Source organism: Paenibacillus polysaccharolyticus, assembly GCF_023714295.1.
In the GTDB taxonomy this organism is placed as follows: domain Bacteria; phylum Bacillota; class Bacilli; order Paenibacillales; family Paenibacillaceae; genus Paenibacillus; species Paenibacillus polysaccharolyticus_A.
Map to the genome: position 1 here is coordinate 247801 of NZ_JAMAUN010000008.1, position 17177 is coordinate 264977.

12 protein-coding genes are annotated in these 17177 nt (G+C 46.3%); 8 read left to right on the forward strand and 4 right to left on the reverse strand.

Annotation, left to right across the window (positions count from 1 at the left end; translation table 11 throughout):
* The first annotated feature begins 235 nt into the window (after window positions 1-235).
* Both M3629_RS19480 and M3629_RS19485 read left to right on the forward strand, forming a co-directional pair.
* The gene (locus M3629_RS19480) at window positions 236-1708 is read left to right on the forward strand and encodes a S41 family peptidase (protein ID WP_251509651.1); all 1473 of its coding nucleotides are present in this window, start codon (window positions 236-238) and stop codon (window positions 1706-1708) included.
* A 64-nt stretch (window positions 1709-1772) separates the two neighbouring features.
* A complete protein-coding gene (locus M3629_RS19485; RefSeq protein WP_251509652.1) occupies window positions 1773-3104 on the forward strand; it encodes a PDZ domain-containing protein in 1332 nt (443 codons plus the stop codon).
* Between the two features lie 51 nt (window positions 3105-3155).
* Here M3629_RS19485 and M3629_RS19490 read toward each other — a convergent pair whose 3' ends face one another.
* Window positions 3156-3794: a response regulator transcription factor gene (locus M3629_RS19490; RefSeq protein ID WP_154891343.1), complete on the reverse strand. Its 639-nt coding sequence runs from the start codon at window positions 3792-3794 to the stop codon at window positions 3156-3158.
* Between the two features lie 70 nt (window positions 3795-3864).
* Window positions 3865-5082: a sensor histidine kinase gene (locus tag M3629_RS19495; RefSeq protein ID WP_251509653.1), complete on the reverse strand. Its 1218-nt coding sequence runs from the start codon at window positions 5080-5082 to the stop codon at window positions 3865-3867.
* 202 nt (window positions 5083-5284) lie between these two features.
* Between M3629_RS19495 and M3629_RS19500 the strand changes: the two genes are divergently transcribed.
* Genes M3629_RS19500 through M3629_RS19510 form a run of 3 tightly spaced genes read left to right on the forward strand, consistent with a single transcriptional unit; the run spans window position 5285 to window position 8590 of the window.
* Window positions 5285-6220, forward strand: coding sequence for an ABC transporter ATP-binding protein (locus M3629_RS19500; RefSeq protein WP_285888932.1), 936 nt, complete (start codon window positions 5285-5287; stop codon window positions 6218-6220).
* Window positions 6221-6231: 11 nt separating this feature from the next.
* On the forward strand, window positions 6232-7422 hold the full coding sequence (locus M3629_RS19505) for an ABC transporter permease (RefSeq protein WP_251509654.1): 1191 nt from the start codon (window positions 6232-6234) through the stop codon (window positions 7420-7422).
* Window positions 7415-8590: an ABC transporter permease gene (locus M3629_RS19510; protein ID WP_251509655.1), complete on the forward strand. Its 1176-nt coding sequence runs from the start codon at window positions 7415-7417 to the stop codon at window positions 8588-8590. The genes M3629_RS19505 and M3629_RS19510 overlap by 8 nt, the downstream gene beginning before the upstream one ends.
* Before the next feature lie 312 nt (window positions 8591-8902).
* On the opposite strand, the gene M3629_RS19515 is transcribed toward M3629_RS19510, so the two are convergent.
* Window positions 8903-9730 carry a flagellar motor protein MotB gene (locus M3629_RS19515; protein WP_251509656.1) on the reverse strand — a complete coding sequence of 276 codons (828 nt, stop codon included), beginning with the start codon at window positions 9728-9730 and terminating at the stop codon, window positions 8903-8905.
* Complete coding sequence (locus tag M3629_RS19520) at window positions 9714-10514, reverse strand: flagellar motor protein (protein WP_090923009.1); 801 nt, start codon at window positions 10512-10514, stop codon at window positions 9714-9716. Before M3629_RS19520 ends, M3629_RS19515 begins: the two co-directional genes overlap by 17 nt.
* Before the next feature lie 169 nt (window positions 10515-10683).
* On the opposite strand from M3629_RS19520, the gene uvrB reads away from it, so the two are divergent.
* The 3 genes from uvrB (at window position 10684) to M3629_RS19535 (ending at window position 17094) form a co-directional block, all read left to right on the forward strand.
* Entirely contained in the window at window positions 10684-12675 is a 1992-nt protein-coding gene (uvrB, locus tag M3629_RS19525) for an excinuclease ABC subunit UvrB (protein ID WP_090923011.1), read from the forward strand.
* A gap of 394 nt (window positions 12676-13069) precedes the next feature.
* Entirely contained in the window at window positions 13070-15928 is a 2859-nt protein-coding gene (uvrA, locus tag M3629_RS19530; protein WP_251509657.1) for an excinuclease ABC subunit UvrA, read from the forward strand.
* 956 nt (window positions 15929-16884) lie between these two features.
* On the forward strand, window positions 16885-17094 hold the full coding sequence (locus M3629_RS19535; RefSeq protein ID WP_090923015.1) for a hypothetical protein: 210 nt from the start codon (window positions 16885-16887) through the stop codon (window positions 17092-17094).
* Window positions 17095-17177 lie beyond the last annotated feature (83 nt).

Here is a 17177-nt window from a genome sequence, read left to right on the forward strand (position 1 = left end):
TATAAGTTGAACTATTCATTTACACTCTAACGGAGAGGAATAACAGCGATTGTAAGGTTATTCTGTCATTGGAGTGGGCTGTGTAAAATTTTTAGTTCAAATGATATAGTTTAAACTTCGAATGGAAAAATCATAATCCGTACAAGCTAGACATATACTAAGCTGGCATGTTCAGGGAATGATTCGGGGCAGTCCGAATCGGATGCGCTTCAAAACTAAAGGCGGTGACATACGGATGATGAAAAAAAGATCGGCGCTGCTGTTTGTTATTATGGGACTGCTTGGCGGAAGTCTATTAACGCTCGTGTTAATGACTTATCCGGGTATTACAAATCAAGTTAGACCCGGCGAAGGATTGCTGGCAAGTGTGACCGGTAGCTCACAGCAGAAGAACGATTTGAGAAAGATTGAAACCGCAATGGATTTGATCTCCAGCAACTATTATAAAGATGTTGACCGTACCAAGCTGATTGATGGTGCGATTAACGGCATGATGGAATCGTTGGGTGATCCCTACTCCAACTATATGGGACAGGAAACAGCAGCCCAGTTCGAAGAGTCTATCGAAGGATCATTTACCGGTATTGGTGCAGAGGTTTCCTCGCAAGACGGTAATGTCGTTGTCGTTTCCCCAATCAAAGGTTCACCTGCTGAAAAAGCTGGTATCCGTGCCAAAGACATCATTATGTCCGTTAACGGCGAATCGCTTCAAGGACTTGAGCTCAACAAAGCGGTTAACAAGATTAGAGGTCCAAAGGGTAGCGAAGCCAAAGTACAGGTGAAACGTGCGGGATCGACAGAGCCGATTGAATTCACGATTGTTCGTGATGATATTGATCTGGAAACCGTCTATGCGCATATGGAAGATGGCGGTATTGGTGTCATCAACATTACGCAGTTCTCACTGAATACAGGTGAACGCTTTAAGGAAGAACTTGCTAAGCTCGAGAAGCAGAATATGAAAGGCCTGATTATCGATGTACGGAATGACCCGGGCGGTGTACTGCAAGTCGTTATCGATATAGCAGAACAGTTTGTACCGAAGGGTAAAGTCATCGTTCAGGTTGAAGATAAAAATGGCAAGAAGGAACAAAGTAAATCGAATGGATCAGCCAAACCTTATCCTATTACCGTCTTGATGAACAAAGGTAGCGCGAGTGCTTCCGAAATCCTGGCAGGAGCTTTGCAACAATCTGCTGGCGCTACACTCGTGGGTGAGAATTCATTTGGTAAAGGAACCGTGCAGACCAGCTATGACAAACAGATGGGCGACGGTAGCTTGCTGAAAATTACGATTGCCAAGTGGCTGACACCAAACGGCACTTGGATTCATGAAAAAGGCATCAAGCCGGATATCGCAGTGAACCAGCCTGATTATTTCTCGGTTGCACCGATTAATAAAGAGAAGCTACCACTGAAATATGACAGCAATAGCACGGATGTGAAGAGTGCGCAGACGATGCTGAGAGGACTTGACTTCAAGCCGGATCGTGTGGACGGATACTACGACCAGAAGACCGAAGAAGCCGTCAAGGCGTTCCAGAAGAAAAAAGGCATTCAGGTTACTGGCCAAATCGATGAGAAAACGGCAGAGTCTCTGGAAGCATCTCTGATTGAACGTATTGCCAATCCTCAATATGATACACAGCTGAAACGCGCGATCGAAAATGTCTCAAAGGATATTTCGTCCGCTGTGTCGAAGCCATAAAGAAGGCTGATTTTCAGCCTTCTTTTTTTCTGAACCGGCTGAAGGAGAGGAGTGAAATGCTACAATGGAATGGGTATGGCCTTGGTTAACTGTATTAGGGGAAGCATTGTTACAGTTGTTGATTCAGCCGTTTTATTATATGGCAGTGATTCTGATTGCTTTAATTTATCATCGTCAGTTGCTGCAGGAACGGAAACTCTTCCATGTACGTATGCAGAGTTCGATCACGCAGGCGATTCGAGCGGTTCTTGGGGGAATTGTCATTGGTGTAATTGTGTCCATGATATCTCTTTTCCTTGGCACTTATCTTACGCTAGGTAGTGTAATCAGCATATGGATTGCAGCATTGGTTTTATCTTTAATCCGTATCCGTTATTTGTGCTTCGCCTACGCAGCGGGGGCACTGGGGATTCTGCAATTTGCTTTAAATGTGGCCTCCAGCTGGCAGCCTGTCGGTATGCTTGGACAGGCTGTAGACACAGTTCGTGCATTGGACATGCCTGTGCTGCTCGTTCTGGCTGCGCTGCTGCACTTGGGCGAAGCTGCATTAGCTCGAATGCAAGGTGTCTCTATGGCCTCTCCGTTTCTGATGGAAGGCAAACGTGGGAAGTTGGTAGGCGGATATCAGATCCAGCTCTTTTGGGCGGTTCCGCTATTGATTCTTGTTCCGACAACCGGAGGCATCACAGAAATGGCGTGGACTCCGCTACTTCATGCAGGTCAAGGCTACACGCTAATGGCGCTGCCCATCTTGCTGGGATTTAGCGAAAATACACAAAGTATGCTACTTGGGCGTAAACTCCAGATTTCAGCTAAACGCCTGATGCTGTATAGCTTGGCTTTGCTTGTGTTCAGTGTGCTTGCCGTATGGTGGTCACCTTTGACAGTCGTTGCGGCTTTGGTAGCTTTCGCCGGACATGAGCTTCTGGTGTGGTACAGTGCATTGGAAGAGCAGCAACTTAGTCCTGCATTTGTTCACCCTCAGCATGGACTCAAGGTACTGAGTGTGATTCCAGAGAGTCCTGCAGCAGAGCTCGGAATTGAGGCAGGGGAGACATTGTATAAAGTGAACGGTATACTCGTTCATTCTCCCGAAGAGCTACACCGGGCACTGCGGATGAATCCGGCTTTTTGCAAGCTGGAGGTGCGTAATCATCAGGGAGAGAGCAAGTTTATGCAACGAGCGATATACGAAGGCGAGCACCACCAACTTGGTGTGATTATGGCACCGGATAAACATGAAGCATGGGCAGTTCAGCCACGTCCGGTGACGTTGTTTCATGTGATTACGCTCAAATTATTCACACGCCGGAAAGAGCAGCAGCGTATCGACGAAGCTCCACTGGCTTTACCACCAGCCCCTGTCGTGAGTGACAAAGGGTCAGTCGAAATGTAATAAAAGGTACTTCCAAACGCCTTGGCTGGCGTGAGGGAGTACCTTTTTGCTTTATTTTTTCAAAATAAAAATGGCGATCTGGGTGCGATCACGCAAATGCAGCTTACCCAGGATTTCAGTTACATAGTTTTTGACGGTACCCTCGCTGAGAAACAATTTAGTGGCAATTTCTTTGTTGGATAGTCCTTCTGATATAGCTTCGGCAACGGAAAGCTCCATGCGTGTAAGCCCGTGCGTTTCAAGTGGCTCGTTTACCGGAGGAGAAGCCGGCGTTCGAAGCAAACCCGCGAGTTTGCGTGCAATATCCGGGTGGATCAGCATATCCCCGTTATGGACGGTTTTGATGCCCTGCACGATACGGGCAGGAGGGACGTTTTTGAGTAGATAACCACTCGCACCGTTCTGTATAGCTTGAATGATATATTCATCGTCGTCAAAAGTTGTCAGCATCAGTACCTGGATATCGGGGAAACGGGTTTTGATCAGAAGAGTTCCTTCGACCCCATCACATTCGGGCATACGTATATCCATGAGTACAACATCTGCAGGTGTTCCTGATTCAAGGCACGCAAGTGCCTCCGTCCCATTGGAAGCCGTATCCGTAATGTGGATATCCGCATCGAGGCCGAGCACCACGTTCAGGCTTTCCCGGATGAAGGGATCGTCATCGACAAGGAGGACTTGAATCATTGAAGGTTGCTCGGACAATGTTTTCTGAGTGATATTGTTCGGTTCTGGCATGAGCATATTCCTTTCCGTTTTACAGTAAATTCATTTTGTTTGTAATGGGGATTCGAGTGATAACGGTATATGGAGCGGTGGGTTGAACCTCAATGGTACCTCCAATGAACTGTGTACGCTGACGCATACCCTCATGCCCAAGGCCCGTTGTTACACTTGTATCTAAAAGGGAGTGCATGCTGCCATCATTACTGATGCTCATACGAATCTCCTGATGCCCAAAAGCCAGCTGCAAACAAATGGAAGTGGCCTTTCCATGTTTAATGGCATTCGTTACAGCTTCTTTGGCGTTTTTGTACAACACAATCTGCGTACTTGGATAGAGAGTGTGTGGCTGACCAATAATCTCGTAATGAGTCTGTATCCCTGTATCGCGACCGACTTCTTCTAATAGACGATCCAAAGCGTAGGCATCGGATGCATGAAAATCAGGACGAAGTTTATGAAGGGTGTTACGCATATCATCCATACTTGCAGCCAGCTGATCTCGAATCTGCTTGACCATTGCAGTACCCTGTTCGTTATTCAAAGGTAGCGTGAGCAAGGCAGCCTCTGACATCATTTTGGTGCGTATTAGCCGATGTCCGATATCATCATGAAGCTGACGGGATATTCGAATACGCTCTTCTGCCTGAGCCGCATCTTCTAATTGTTTTGAAAATGACAGCAATTGTGCACGAGTCTCTTGTAGCTCATAATGCTTGTGCCGTAACTCGTCATACACATGCTCCAGTTGCTGACGACGGTTTGCAGCTTTGGCTCCTTGCCAGGAGAGAGCCGCTGTCATCCATAGGAGCAGGTTTACGCCAATGTTTATCTTCACAGAGTCCGAGAACCAGCTCATGGTGTTCATTTGAACTTCCATCGCTCCAGAACTGAGCGTAGTTGGAGTTGCAACATGCCAATACAGTGCGAGATTTGTTGTAATCAGCTGAATCCCTAGAATGAACCATCTTACAGATCCATCGAGCCGATACATATAAACATAGAGAACCGATAGAGAGATGAAAATCATAAAGGGGCCGTATAGCGCGATCAACCAGCTGGCCCACATTATTTCTGCCAGAAATAACAGTGATTGCTGTGCGCCTGAACGGGTAAAGCGGTTCGCTACAGCGAGTAAGGTCGAGATGAGGATGTAAAAGGTGTACAGTGCTTCGCCATGTAAAGGTAGGGTCAAACTGAACAACACAGCAGGTACAACTAATAAACCATATTGCAGGAATCCCAAGGGCATATGTAGATGACATCCTTTTTTAACATAATGGAGAATAAGACGATAACGCATCCTTGATTATAACATAGGCCACCGCAACATCAGGAGATGACTTAAGTCACCTTTGAATGATGACTTTATGTACCTTCGCCAAGGGGAGACATTCGATACAATAGACATAGGAATATCGCGGTAAGAGCTCATATGGGAGGGGCATACGTAGATGAACATATTGGAAATGGATCACGTTGTAAAACGGTATGGCAGCAAGTTATCGGTGGATCACCTCAACTTAAGTGTGCAAAAGGGAGAGATTTTTGGTCTGCTTGGCCCGAATGGAGCGGGAAAAAGCACCACCATTAGCATGATTGCAGGTCTGCTCAGCATGGATCAGGGAGAGATCAGACTGGATGGCATATCGGTGAAGGAGCGACCACTCGATGTGAAGCGTAAGATTGGACTGGTTCCGCAAGATTTGGCTTTGTATGAAACGATGAGTGCCGCGGATAATGTTACTTTTTTTGCCCGGCTCTATGGATTACGAGGGAAGATGCTCAAAGAAAGAGTGCAGGAATCTCTTGAATTTGTCGGTTTGCAAGATAAGGCCAAGGATGCTCCAGCCACCTTCTCGGGCGGCATGAAACGCAGACTCAACATCGCATGTGCGCTCAGTCACAGGCCGGATCTGATCATTATGGATGAGCCCACCGTGGGCATTGATCCACAATCCCGCAATCACATTCTTGAATCGGTGCGAACGCTCAACAAGATGGGCTCGACCATCATCTATACAAGTCATTATATGGAGGAGGTTGCAGCGATCAGTAATCGGGTGGCTATCATGGATCAAGGCCGGATTATTGCTTGTGGCACCGAGGCTGAGTTAAGGGAACGCGTTGCATCGGAGGAAAAAATTGTACTTATCACCTCCGGCCTGGATGCCGGTGCTGTGGAAGAACTTAAGCTTCACCCGCGTGTACGGGCAGTAGAAGTCACGGAAGACACATTAACGATTATGCTGCCTTCGGCACAGCAGGCGCTGCAAGATATGCTGTTTATTTGCAGCAAGCATGACATGTCCATTCAATCTCTCCGGGTCGAAGAACCGGATCTCGAAACGCTTTTCCTCAATCTGACCGGGCGTACGCTTCGAGACTAGGAGGAGATGGCATGAGCATATGGCATATTTGTATCTTTGAACTCAGACGTATTTTGAAAATTCGTTCTGTAGTGATTAATCTGTTCATTCTGCCTTTATTATTAATTTTTATCTTGGGAACGGCATTATCGAGCGCGATGGGAACAGGAAAAGATACGACGCCTGATACGTTGCGCGTGGGGATTGTGCAATCAAATGAAGCGATATCCTCTCCGGTAGGTGAAGCCCTGAAAGCCTTTGTGGCTGCACCTGAAGTAGCCCAAATGATAAAAGTGAAAAACATGTCTTCACAGGACGAAACGATGGATGCGTTAAAACAAGGAGATCTTGATTTTGCGGTAATCATGACTTCGGATATGGTGCAACAATGGATGGCAGGAAAAACCGTTAAGCTACAATGGATACTTGGAAAAGACAATACACTTAATGTAGTGGGGCAGACCGTATTCACTAGCTTTACGGATGAGTTGAATCGACAGGCTGCCATTGCAAAAGTCCTTGGGCCAGAAACGGTGATGGCGATTTCAACGCAGGATGGCACTGGATTGCCATCAGCACAGCCAAATATTAAGGTCAGTAGCCCGGGGAATTCCGGTCAATCCTACAGCGCTTCACAATATTACGCAGCAGCCATGCTGGCGATGTTTATGCTGTACTCTGGCATGACCACCGTTAACAGCCTGTTTACGGAGCGCGACAAACAAACGCTCGCGCGTCTTCAGGCAACGCCAGTAGGCAATGGAGTGATCTTTGCTGGCAAAGTTGCAGGTAACAGTTTGCTTGCCTTTTTACAAGCGATCATTATTATCGTCATGACCAACCTATTATTTGGTGTGAATTGGGGTGGTCATCCGTGGTTGATTGTACTAATCTGTATACTTATTACGCTGGCGTCAATGACTTTGGGCATTATTGTAGCCTTGGTTAGTAAAAGTGCTGCTTCAGCTACTGCATTAATGCAGGGGATTATCATCGTGATGACTTTTATTAGCGGCGGGTTTACTCCGATCGCCATCGATTTTGTACAGCGCATTAGCGAATTCACGGTGAATCATTGGGCGCTTCAAAGTTTTCTTAGTATGATGCTGGGTGCAACTTTGCAAGAGGTCATGCACAATATTTTCATGCTTGGGGCCGTGTGTGCAGTGCTAGCAGTAGCTGCTGCAGTGATATACAGAAAGGTTGGATATCGTTATGAATAGTCTGCATATCGCTTGGTTAATGATCCGGAGAACACTGGGACGTAAACGTGGGTTTGTTGCATTTTTACTGCTACCATGCCTTGTTGTGACAGGTGCAGTTGCTCTTTTTGGAAGTGAGCAGGCCAGTCGTGCGGTTGTTTCTTATGTCAATATGGATGAGGGGATCGCTGGATCATGGATGATCAAAGAGCTCGCTCGTACGAAAGACTACAGCTTCAAAGCTGCGAGTAACGAGGCAGAAGTGAAATCGGATATCGTTCGCCAAAAAGGAAGCATGGGGATTGTGATTCCCGCCAATTACACTCGATCGTTGCTACAGGGCAAGCCCGCAGAGATCCAGTGGATTGAAATGCGTGTCAGCGAAAGCTCATACATCCTTCGGGCAGCGGCCGAGGGGGTTGCCGATGGGTTGAAACAATCTGCTACTGCGGTACAAACATCTGCTGCCCTGTCGTCTTCTAACGCTGACGCTAAGAATCAGGAGAGGAAACTCGAACAGATTCTGCAAGAGATTGGGAGGCATCAACTATCTGGAGAAGCATTACATCTGCAGCTATATCCAAAGCCAGGGTTAAACAACGTCACCGGATTCACGATTATGTTCATGATGGGACTGTTAACGAGCGCGGTGGCTGTTATTATGGACGACCGAAAGCAACGTACGATGGCTCGAATGTATACCGCTCCAGTTAGGTCATATGAGATCGCACTAGGAAATTTTCTAGGTAGTCTTGCAATTGGGGTTATCCAGATTACAATCGTGCTCGGCATAAGCCGTTGGGTACTGCATTATGATGCAGGGATTCCGTTTGGTATTCATTTTCTGATTCTTGGAGCGTTTATGCTGGTATCGATGGGATTAGCGAGTGCCGTGAGTGGCCTGATCCGTGAATCGAAAAATGCCAGTATGTTGAACTCGCTCATCATTGTACCAACTTGTATGATTGGGGGTTGTTTCTGGCCGTTATCCATCATGCCGGAGTATATGCAGAAGCTGGCGAACTTCGTACCGCAAAAATGGACGATTCAGGCAGTCGAAACGATCTCCGCCGGAGGCACGTTGGCAGACATCACCCTGCCGCTGCTGATCCTGTTTGCCATGGCCGTGATCCTGCTGACTGTCGGTTCCGTGATTCTTCGTCCCAATCAACCGGGGATGGATGCGTAAATTGGTTGTAGCGTAAATAGGAAAAGAGATAGAGGGAGTCAGTTAGGAGTTAAGAGTTAAGAGTGAAAGCAAGAGCAAGAGCAGGAGTAAGAGCAGGAGTAAGAGTAAGAGTAAGAGTAAGAGTAAGAGTAAGAGTAAGAGTAAGAGTAAGAGTAAGAGCAACGGTAATTTAGAATACAGTCAAAAAAGCACGTTTTACGGGATGAATACCGTCAAACGTGCTTTTTACTGAGTTGTTTTTTTGTAACATGACTTCGTATAGTCGGTTAATAGAGGCAGAGGTCAGGCATGTATTTTTTGCGGGATAACTGACTATGGCTGTAATTGGCGAAGCACCGTGATTTCAACCCGGCGGTTCTTCTGTCTCCCAGCTGCTGTTGTATTGTCTCCGGTTGGTCTGGTATCCGCATACCCTGCATATTGGAAGTGGTCGGGGGCGAGTTTCTCCTGATCGATGAAAAAGCGTAGTACTGATAACGCACGTTCACCGGACAACTCCCAGTTATCCTTGTACGCGGAATTGGCTCCTATTGGGACGTTATCCGTGTGTCCCTCAATACTGACCACCATTTGAAGATTACGAAACAAACTGGCGAGTTTGCTAAGTGTAGGTGCAGCATCTTTTTTCAAGGCAGCTTGTCCTTGATCAAACAGAAAACGATCACTGAGCGTAATGGAGATACCTTGCGGTTTGTCTGCCACGAAAATTTGATTATCCAGTTTATTATCTTCGATATATTGGGTAATCACATTGAACAGATTTTGTAATTCCTGTTCCTGAGTCCTGAATTGTTCTTCTCGCTCCGTGAGCGGACGGTTGCTATCAATAGGGGTATCTTTGTCCGAATCTGATGACGAGTCTTGATCATCCTCTGAGCTTCCCTGGGGGGGCTTGGTGATGGTTTGACCCGGTGTCTCCCCGAGTCCGTCCCCCAGTTCAAGTATGGAGTCGGATTTATTAAAAGTGCTTTGAAGGGATTGGGTCACGACGTCGTATTTATCGGTGTCCAGATTGCTCATGGCGTACATGATGACGAAAAAAATCAGTAGTAACGTAATGAGATCCGCATAGGTAATCATCCAGCGATCCCGATGGTCAGCAGCTTCGCGTTTGGCACGCCGTTTACTGCGACGACTCATCTAATCCCTCCTTTGCGAGCGGAGATTGCAAGACCTGGCGGTGCGAGAGTGTAAAAGACTCTAGCCGTTTGCGAACGAGCTGTGGATTTTCGCCATTTTGAATGGCAAGCACTCCTTCAAGCATCATCTCCATTTCTTGCACCTCGTCAGCACCTCTGGATTTGATTTTGGAAGCGATAGGTAAAAAGATCAGGTTAGCACTGGCAACTCCATATAGAGTGGCTGTAAAGGCAACGGCAATGGCTGGTCCGAGTCCGGTTGGATCGGTTAAGCTTCCGAGTACCTGAATAAGTCCCATTACGGTTCCGATGATCCCCATCGTTGGGGCATAACCACCGGCAGATTCGAATATTTTGGCATAATTCTCATGTTTCTGCTCTACAGAATCAATTTCCATCTCGAGAATCTGCCGAACAACATCCGGGTCTGTACCGTCCACAACCATCTGAATGCCATCTTGTAAAAAGGGATGGGGATGATCCACAACTCTGCGTTCCAGAGCAAGCACACCGGATCTGCGGGCAATGGATGACATCTCGATCAGTTCTTCGACCCATTGTTTGGAATCCTGAGCACGACGTCCAAAGGCCATACGTAAAGCAGCAGGGATCGTTCGCAGACGATGTGCAGGGAAGCTGGCTACAACGGCAGCGATGGTGCCGCCGAACACGATTAGAGCAGCCGTTTTTTGTAACAGGCCGGACATATGGCCGCCTTCCCACAGAAAACCGCTGATAACTGCGGCAATTCCGGCAATTATACCGATAAGTGTCGCAATATCCATAAATTAACCCACTCCTATCTTCATTTCACGTTTGCATCACTAAAACGAACAAGGTATAATTGAACGGGAACAAATATTCCTATTACTATAAGTTTTCCCAACTGGAAATTCGGGGAACTTCGACAATATATAGTGACTATTATTTTAGACGATAGGGTGAGATACGGCAATGAGCGATATTATTATGAGCGACAAAACGTTCGAAATCGAGTCAGAGTTTTCTCCCCAGGGTGATCAGCCTGCAGCCATTCAGGAATTGGTGAAGGGTGTTCAGGAAGGGAAGAGATACCAGACGCTTTTGGGTGCAACGGGCACGGGGAAGACGTTTACCATTGCGCAGACTATTGCCAAGCTACAGCGACCCACGTTGATCATTGCGCACAATAAGACACTGGCAGCACAGCTGGCGAGTGAATTCAAAGAATTTTTTCCGAATAACATGGTTGAGTATTTTGTCAGTTATTATGACTACTACCAGCCAGAAGCCTATATTCCTTCCTCAGATACGTATATCGAGAAGGATTCGAGTATTAATGAAGAGATTGATAAGTTACGACATGCCGCGACCAGTTCCTTGTTCGAACGCCGTGATGTCATTATCGTAGCAAGTGTATCCTGTATATATGGTTTGGGGTCACCTCATGACTACTCCAGTATGTTGTTGTCTCTGCGAGTAGGAATGGAGAAACCGCGCAATCAGATCTTGTCCCGCCTTGTAGAGATACAGTATCAGCGGAATGATATTAACTTTGTACGTGGTACGTTCCGTGTCCGTGGCGATGTTATTGAGATTTTCCCGGCCTCCAAGGGTGAACATGCCATTCGAGTAGAGTTGTTTGGGGATGAGATCGAGAAAATTACCGAGATTGACGTCTTAACCGGAGAATTAATCGGTGAGCGCGAGCATATTGCTATTTTCCCGGCATCTCACTTCGTAACGCAAGAAGAAACGATGCGTGTGGCGCTGGTGAACATCGAACGTGAATTGGAAGAACGGCTTGAAGTATTGCGCGAGCAAGGCAAGTTGCTGGAAGCACAGCGACTGGAGCAGCGTACACGTTACGATATCGAGATGATGAAGGAAGTCGGGTTCTGCTCAGGGATCGAGAACTACTCCGGACCGCTGACCTTCCGTGAACGCGGGGATACGCCATACACCCTGATGGACTACTTCCCGGATGATATGTTGATCGTGGTGGATGAGTCTCACGTTACATTGCCGCAGATCCGCGCGATGTACAATGGTGACCAAGCGAGGAAGACTGTGCTAGTTGATCACGGTTTCCGTTTACCTTCTGCACTGGATAACCGTCCGCTTAAGTTTGAAGAGTTTGAAGAAAAGATGAACCAGATCATCTATGTATCGGCGACACCAGGGCCTTACGAGATTGAGCATACCGATACGATGGTGCAACAGATCATTCGTCCTACTGGCCTGCTTGATCCTGTTATTGAGCTGCGTCCAACAAAAGGACAGATCGATGATCTGATTGCAGAGATTAACGACCGGATTGCCAAAGACGAGCGTGTGCTGATTACTACGCTGACCAAGAAGATGTCGGAAGACCTGACGGATTACCTGAAGGAAGTTGGCATTAAGGTTAGATATCTGCACTCGGAGATCAAAACACTGGAACGGATGTCCATTCTGCGTGATCTGAGGCTGGGTACCTTCCATGTATTGATTGGTATTAACTTGCTGCGGGAAGGTCTGGATTTGCCGGAAGTTTCATTGGTGGCTATTCTGGATGCGGATAAGGAAGGTTTCCTGCGTTCCGAGCGTTCCCTGATTCAGACAATCGGGCGTGCCGCAAGGAATAGTGAGGGTAAAGTTATTTTGTATGGTGACAAAGTAACGGATTCCATGGATAAAGCGATAAAAGAGACCGAGAGACGCCGTACCATTCAGATGGAGTACAATGAAAAACACGGCATTACACCGCAGACCATTCGCAAAAAAGTGCGTGATGTCATTGAGGCAACGAAGGTTGCTGAATCCAAAAACGAGTATCTGACCGGCGCCGCCGAGAAGATGTCGAAGAAGGAGCGCCAGTCGCTTATTCAGCGTCTGGAAGCGGAGATGAAAGATGCAGCCAAAAACTTGCAGTTTGAGCGTGCCGCCGAGCTTCGTGATGCATTGCTGGAATTGCGAGCAGAATAGATATAAGTCGATAGTGATTGAACTTGGATGATAAGAGAGAACGGCCAGTTTGGCCGTTCTCTTATTGAGTAGATTGAAGTAAATAAATGTATCCATTGACCCGATAATAAGACATGTTGAAATCGTAAAATCAGGTCTATACTGATAAAAATGACGAATTTGGTTAAGAGGTTTATATGTAAGTTGAACAAATCATTTACACAGAAACGGAGAGGACAGAAGAGACCTGAAAAAGCGGAGCGTTCGCCTTTATCAACAGATTTTTCCCCTTAATAAGTGGAAATTAAAAAAATCTGGGGATAACAGCGATTGGAAGGTTATTCTGTCATTGGAGTGTACACGTGTAAAGAATCAACTTATATAGAATAGAAAAGCAATGAGAGGATGAATACCATTGGCGAGCGAGAACATTGTCATCAAAGGCGCACGAGCGCATAACTTGAAAAACATCGATATTACCATTCCGCGTGACCGCTTTGTCGTATTAACTGGTTTGAGCGGATCAGGCAAGTCCTCGCTGGCGTTTGATACGATATATGCCGAAGGACAACGGCGTTATGTAGAATCATTGTCTGCCTATGCACGTCAGTTTTTAGGTCAGATGGAGAAACCGGATGTCGATTCGATTGAGGGTTTGTCGCCTGCGATCTCAATAGATCAGAAAACAACAAGTCGTAACCCGCGTTCCACGGTAGGAACCGTTACTGAAATTTATGATTATCTGCGTCTCCTGTTTGCTCGTGTCGGTCATCCGCATTGTCCGGATCACGGGATTGAGATAACATCCCAAACCGTAGAACAGATGGTCGATCGTATCATGCAATACCCTGAACGTACCCGGTTGCAGATTCTGGCTCCAATTGTTGCGGGACGCAAAGGGGAGCACAAAAGCGTTTTTGCCGATGTATCTAAACAGGGGTTTGTCCGTGTTCGGGTTAATGGGGAATTGCGTGACCTGTCGGAGGACATCCAGCTGGAGAAAAACAAAAAACATACCATCGATGTTGTCGTTGACCGGATCGTTGTGAAGGAGGATGTCCAAGCTCGATTGGCAGATTCCATTGAAACGGCACTTAATCTGTCCGGCGGGCAGCTACTCGTGGATATTATCGGTGAAGAAGAACTGCGCTTCAGTTCCAACTTTGCTTGTCCGGTATGTGGATTCAGTATTGATGAGCTTGCGCCGCGGATGTTCTCATTCAATAGCCCGTTTGGTGCGTGTCCGGATTGTGATGGTTTGGGTGTCAAAATGATTGTTGACCCGGACCTTCTTGTGCCGGATCGCAGTAAATCGATTGAAGAAGGAGCATTTGATGCCTGGACAGGAGGAACGTCCACGTATTATCCGCAGTTTCTCAAATCCGTATGCGAACATTTCAATATCCCTCAGGATGTTCCTGTAGAGGATCTACCTGCTGATCAGATGAACAAGCTGTTGCAAGGAACAGGGTCTGAGAAAATTCGTTTCCGTTATGAAAATGACTTCGGACAGCGTAAAGAAGCATTAGTTACGTTCGAAGGGATCGTTAATAATCTGGAGCGTCGATATCGCGAAACAGGTTCAGAAGGTATCCGTGAGTTCATTGAAGGATACATGAGTGCCAAGCCTTGTGGTACATGTAAAGGGCAACGTCTGAAACGAGAGAGTCTTGCCGTAACCATTAATGACCACAACATGGCTTATGTGACTAGTTTGTCCATCGGTGAAGCGGGACGTTTCTTTGAGTCGCTGCAACTGACCGAAAAAGAACAGACCATTGCCAAACTGATTTTAAAAGAAATCAACAGCCGTTTGGGTTTTCTCGTTAACGTAGGTCTGGATTACCTTACGCTAAGCCGTGCTGCTGGAACGTTATCCGGTGGTGAAGCACAACGGATCAGACTAGCGACTCAAATCGGTTCCAGCCTGATGGGCGTGCTCTACATTCTGGACGAGCCAAGTATCGGACTGCATCAACGGGATAATGATCGTTTGATCTCCACGCTTGCACATATGCGGGATATCGGGAACACATTGATCGTTGTCGAACATGATGAAGATACGATGATGGCGGCGGACTATATTATCGACATTGGTCCAGGTGCAGGTATTCACGGCGGGACAGTAATGTCACAAGGTACACCTGAGGAGATCATGAATGACGAGAATTCGTTGACAGGTCAGTACCTCAGTGGCAAGAAGTTTATTCCGATTCGTACCGAACGCCGAAGTGTTGGCGATCGCTGGTTGGAAGTGCGCGGAGCCAAAGAGAACAACTTGAAGAATCTGAATGTAAAGATTCCGGTGGGTGTGTTTACCGCTGTAACGGGAGTGTCTGGTTCAGGTAAATCTACACTGATCAACGAAATTTTGTACAAAACGTTGGCACGTGATTTGAATCGTGCACGAGTACGTCCAGGGCAACACAAGGAGATTCGTGGTCTGGAGCATATCGATAAAGTGATTGATATCGATCAGTCCCCGATCGGACGAACTCCACGTTCCAATCCGGCAACCTATACCGGTGTATTTGACGACATTCGTGACCTGTTTGCACAGACCAATGAAGCAAAAGTACGCGGATATAAAAAAGGCCGGTTTAGCTTTAATATCAAAGGTGGACGCTGCGAAGCCTGCCGTGGAGATGGAATTATAAAAATCGAGATGCACTTTTTGCCGGATGTATATGTGCCGTGTGAGGTTTGCAAAGGCAAACGTTACAACCGCGAAACACTTGAAGTGAAGTACAAAAACAGAAATATTGCAGATGTGCTTGAAATGACAGTGGAGGATGCAACTCAGTTTTTCGAGAACATTCCGAAAATTCATCGCAAAATGCAAACGTTGCTTGATGTAGGCCTTGGTTACATCAATCTCGGTCAACCAGCAACAACACTGTCCGGTGGTGAAGCACAGCGTGTGAAGCTTGCTTCCGAGCTGTATCGCCGTAGTACTGGCAAGACGATCTATATTCTGGATGAGCCTACGACTGGTCTGCACGTCGATGATATCGACCGACTGCTGAACGTCTTGCATCGCCTCGTCGATTCAGGAGAGTCTGTGCTTGTCATTGAGCATAATCTGGATGTCATCAAAACAGCCGATTATATTGTTGACCTGGGTCCAGAAGGTGGAAGCGGCGGCGGTACAATTGTAGCAACAGGAACACCAGAGGATATTATTAAAGTGCAGGAATCCTATACGGGTAAGTATCTAAAACCTGTACTGGAGCGCGATACAGAGCGGAGCAGAGCTCTGCAACTGGCGGAGTAGTTAGAGTAAGGGGAAGGGTAAGAGCATAGCAAATCTATAAACTTGAATTACTTTAAAATGCAAGCCCTCTTTGCCGTGGGAAATAGGCTGTGGATGATAGTCCGCCCTCTTTTCCGCGGTGAGGAAGGTTTTTTTGTGATGTTAAAAAGTAGAGAATCGTTTGAGGGAAGGTGAAATGTGTACTTAAAAAAGGTAAGGCGAGTCCACGAAATTTGTAACTATATTGGGGAGGAGGAGTAAGAAGTACTATTAAAAGTGAGGGGGGTTGAGAAGCATTAAGAAGCTTTGAGAGGCATTAAGGAGTCTAAGTTAGTGTGTTAACTGTATGAATTATTGCGCTAAGTATCTAACGATCTCAGGTGAGTTTATTTGAGCAAAATCGGATAAATCAGAATTCTAACAATCACCGACGACGTTATTTCATCGAAAAAGCGAGAACTAGACTGTTTTTTGACGATTTTGAGTGAAATAGCGTTTCTCATGATCGTTAGATTTTGAAACGGCTGATAATCGTCCTAATAAGGTCTGTGGTGATCGTTAGAGTATGGTGCTTACATGGTAACTTTTTAGAACTGCTCTCCATTGCCGGAACTTCTTGGAACTCCATGAACTATAAATGAACTACATGAACCACATAAACCGCGTGGATCTACTTAGTTCTACATCGTGCTGTTTATCCATAATTGTGGCTGGGTATGTCACCTGCCGGACTCCTACGACCTTTTACATGTTGTCTGCTCTCTGTGTCTACCTTCCGTTAGCTGTTAATAAGAATGTTTAATGAAAGTGTTTACATATTAGACTGGATAAGCTTTTGCGAGCAAATCGGTCAATCTGGATTTTTTTCATTTTTCTGGATGATAGGGCTTGCATTACTAACAGGGTACAGATAACATAGAGGAAGAGTTTAGGGTATGTGTTGGTTGTTCAACTATGGTGAGGAGGTCTGTCTATCCATGCTGCTTGCAGAGGCTGCCACAGCGAGTACATCGAATTTTAATGCATTTGATATTTTTGTGATCTTGTTTACGATCCTGATTTTTATCGGATTGGTTCGGCTCCTTCGGGCACCGAAGAAAAATTTGTTTGCTATCGGGTTTACAGTTGTCAGTCTGCTGGTATTTTTGATGACAGACTACGCGATGATCACAGGTTGGTTTGGTTAATAGTAAAATTAAGATGCAAAGAAATAAGACCATGCAATAGTCTCTTCGAACACTTTCCATGATGAATATGGAAGGTGTTTTTT

Coding starts and splice junctions, on each gene's coding strand:
- M3629_RS19480 (WP_251509651.1), top strand. CDS start 236: ATGATGAAAAAAAGATCGGCGCTGCTGTTTGTTATTATGGGACTGCTT.
- M3629_RS19485 (WP_251509652.1), top strand. CDS start 1,773: ATGGAATGGGTATGGCCTTGGTTAACTGTATTAGGGGAAGCATTGTTA.
- M3629_RS19490 (WP_154891343.1), bottom strand. CDS start 3,794: ATGATTCAAGTCCTCCTTGTCGATGACGATCCCTTCATCCGGGAAAGC.
- M3629_RS19495 (WP_251509653.1), bottom strand. CDS start 5,082: ATGCCCTTGGGATTCCTGCAATATGGTTTATTAGTTGTACCTGCTGTG.
- M3629_RS19500 (WP_285888932.1), top strand. CDS start 5,285: ATGAACATATTGGAAATGGATCACGTTGTAAAACGGTATGGCAGCAAG.
- M3629_RS19505 (WP_251509654.1), top strand. CDS start 6,232: ATGAGCATATGGCATATTTGTATCTTTGAACTCAGACGTATTTTGAAA.
- M3629_RS19510 (WP_251509655.1), top strand. CDS start 7,415: ATGAATAGTCTGCATATCGCTTGGTTAATGATCCGGAGAACACTGGGA.
- M3629_RS19515 (WP_251509656.1), bottom strand. CDS start 9,730: ATGAGTCGTCGCAGTAAACGGCGTGCCAAACGCGAAGCTGCTGACCAT.
- M3629_RS19520 (WP_090923009.1), bottom strand. CDS start 10,514: ATGGATATTGCGACACTTATCGGTATAATTGCCGGAATTGCCGCAGTT.
- uvrB (WP_090923011.1), top strand. CDS start 10,684: ATGAGCGATATTATTATGAGCGACAAAACGTTCGAAATCGAGTCAGAG.
- M3629_RS19535 (WP_090923015.1), top strand. CDS start 16,885: ATGCTGCTTGCAGAGGCTGCCACAGCGAGTACATCGAATTTTAATGCA.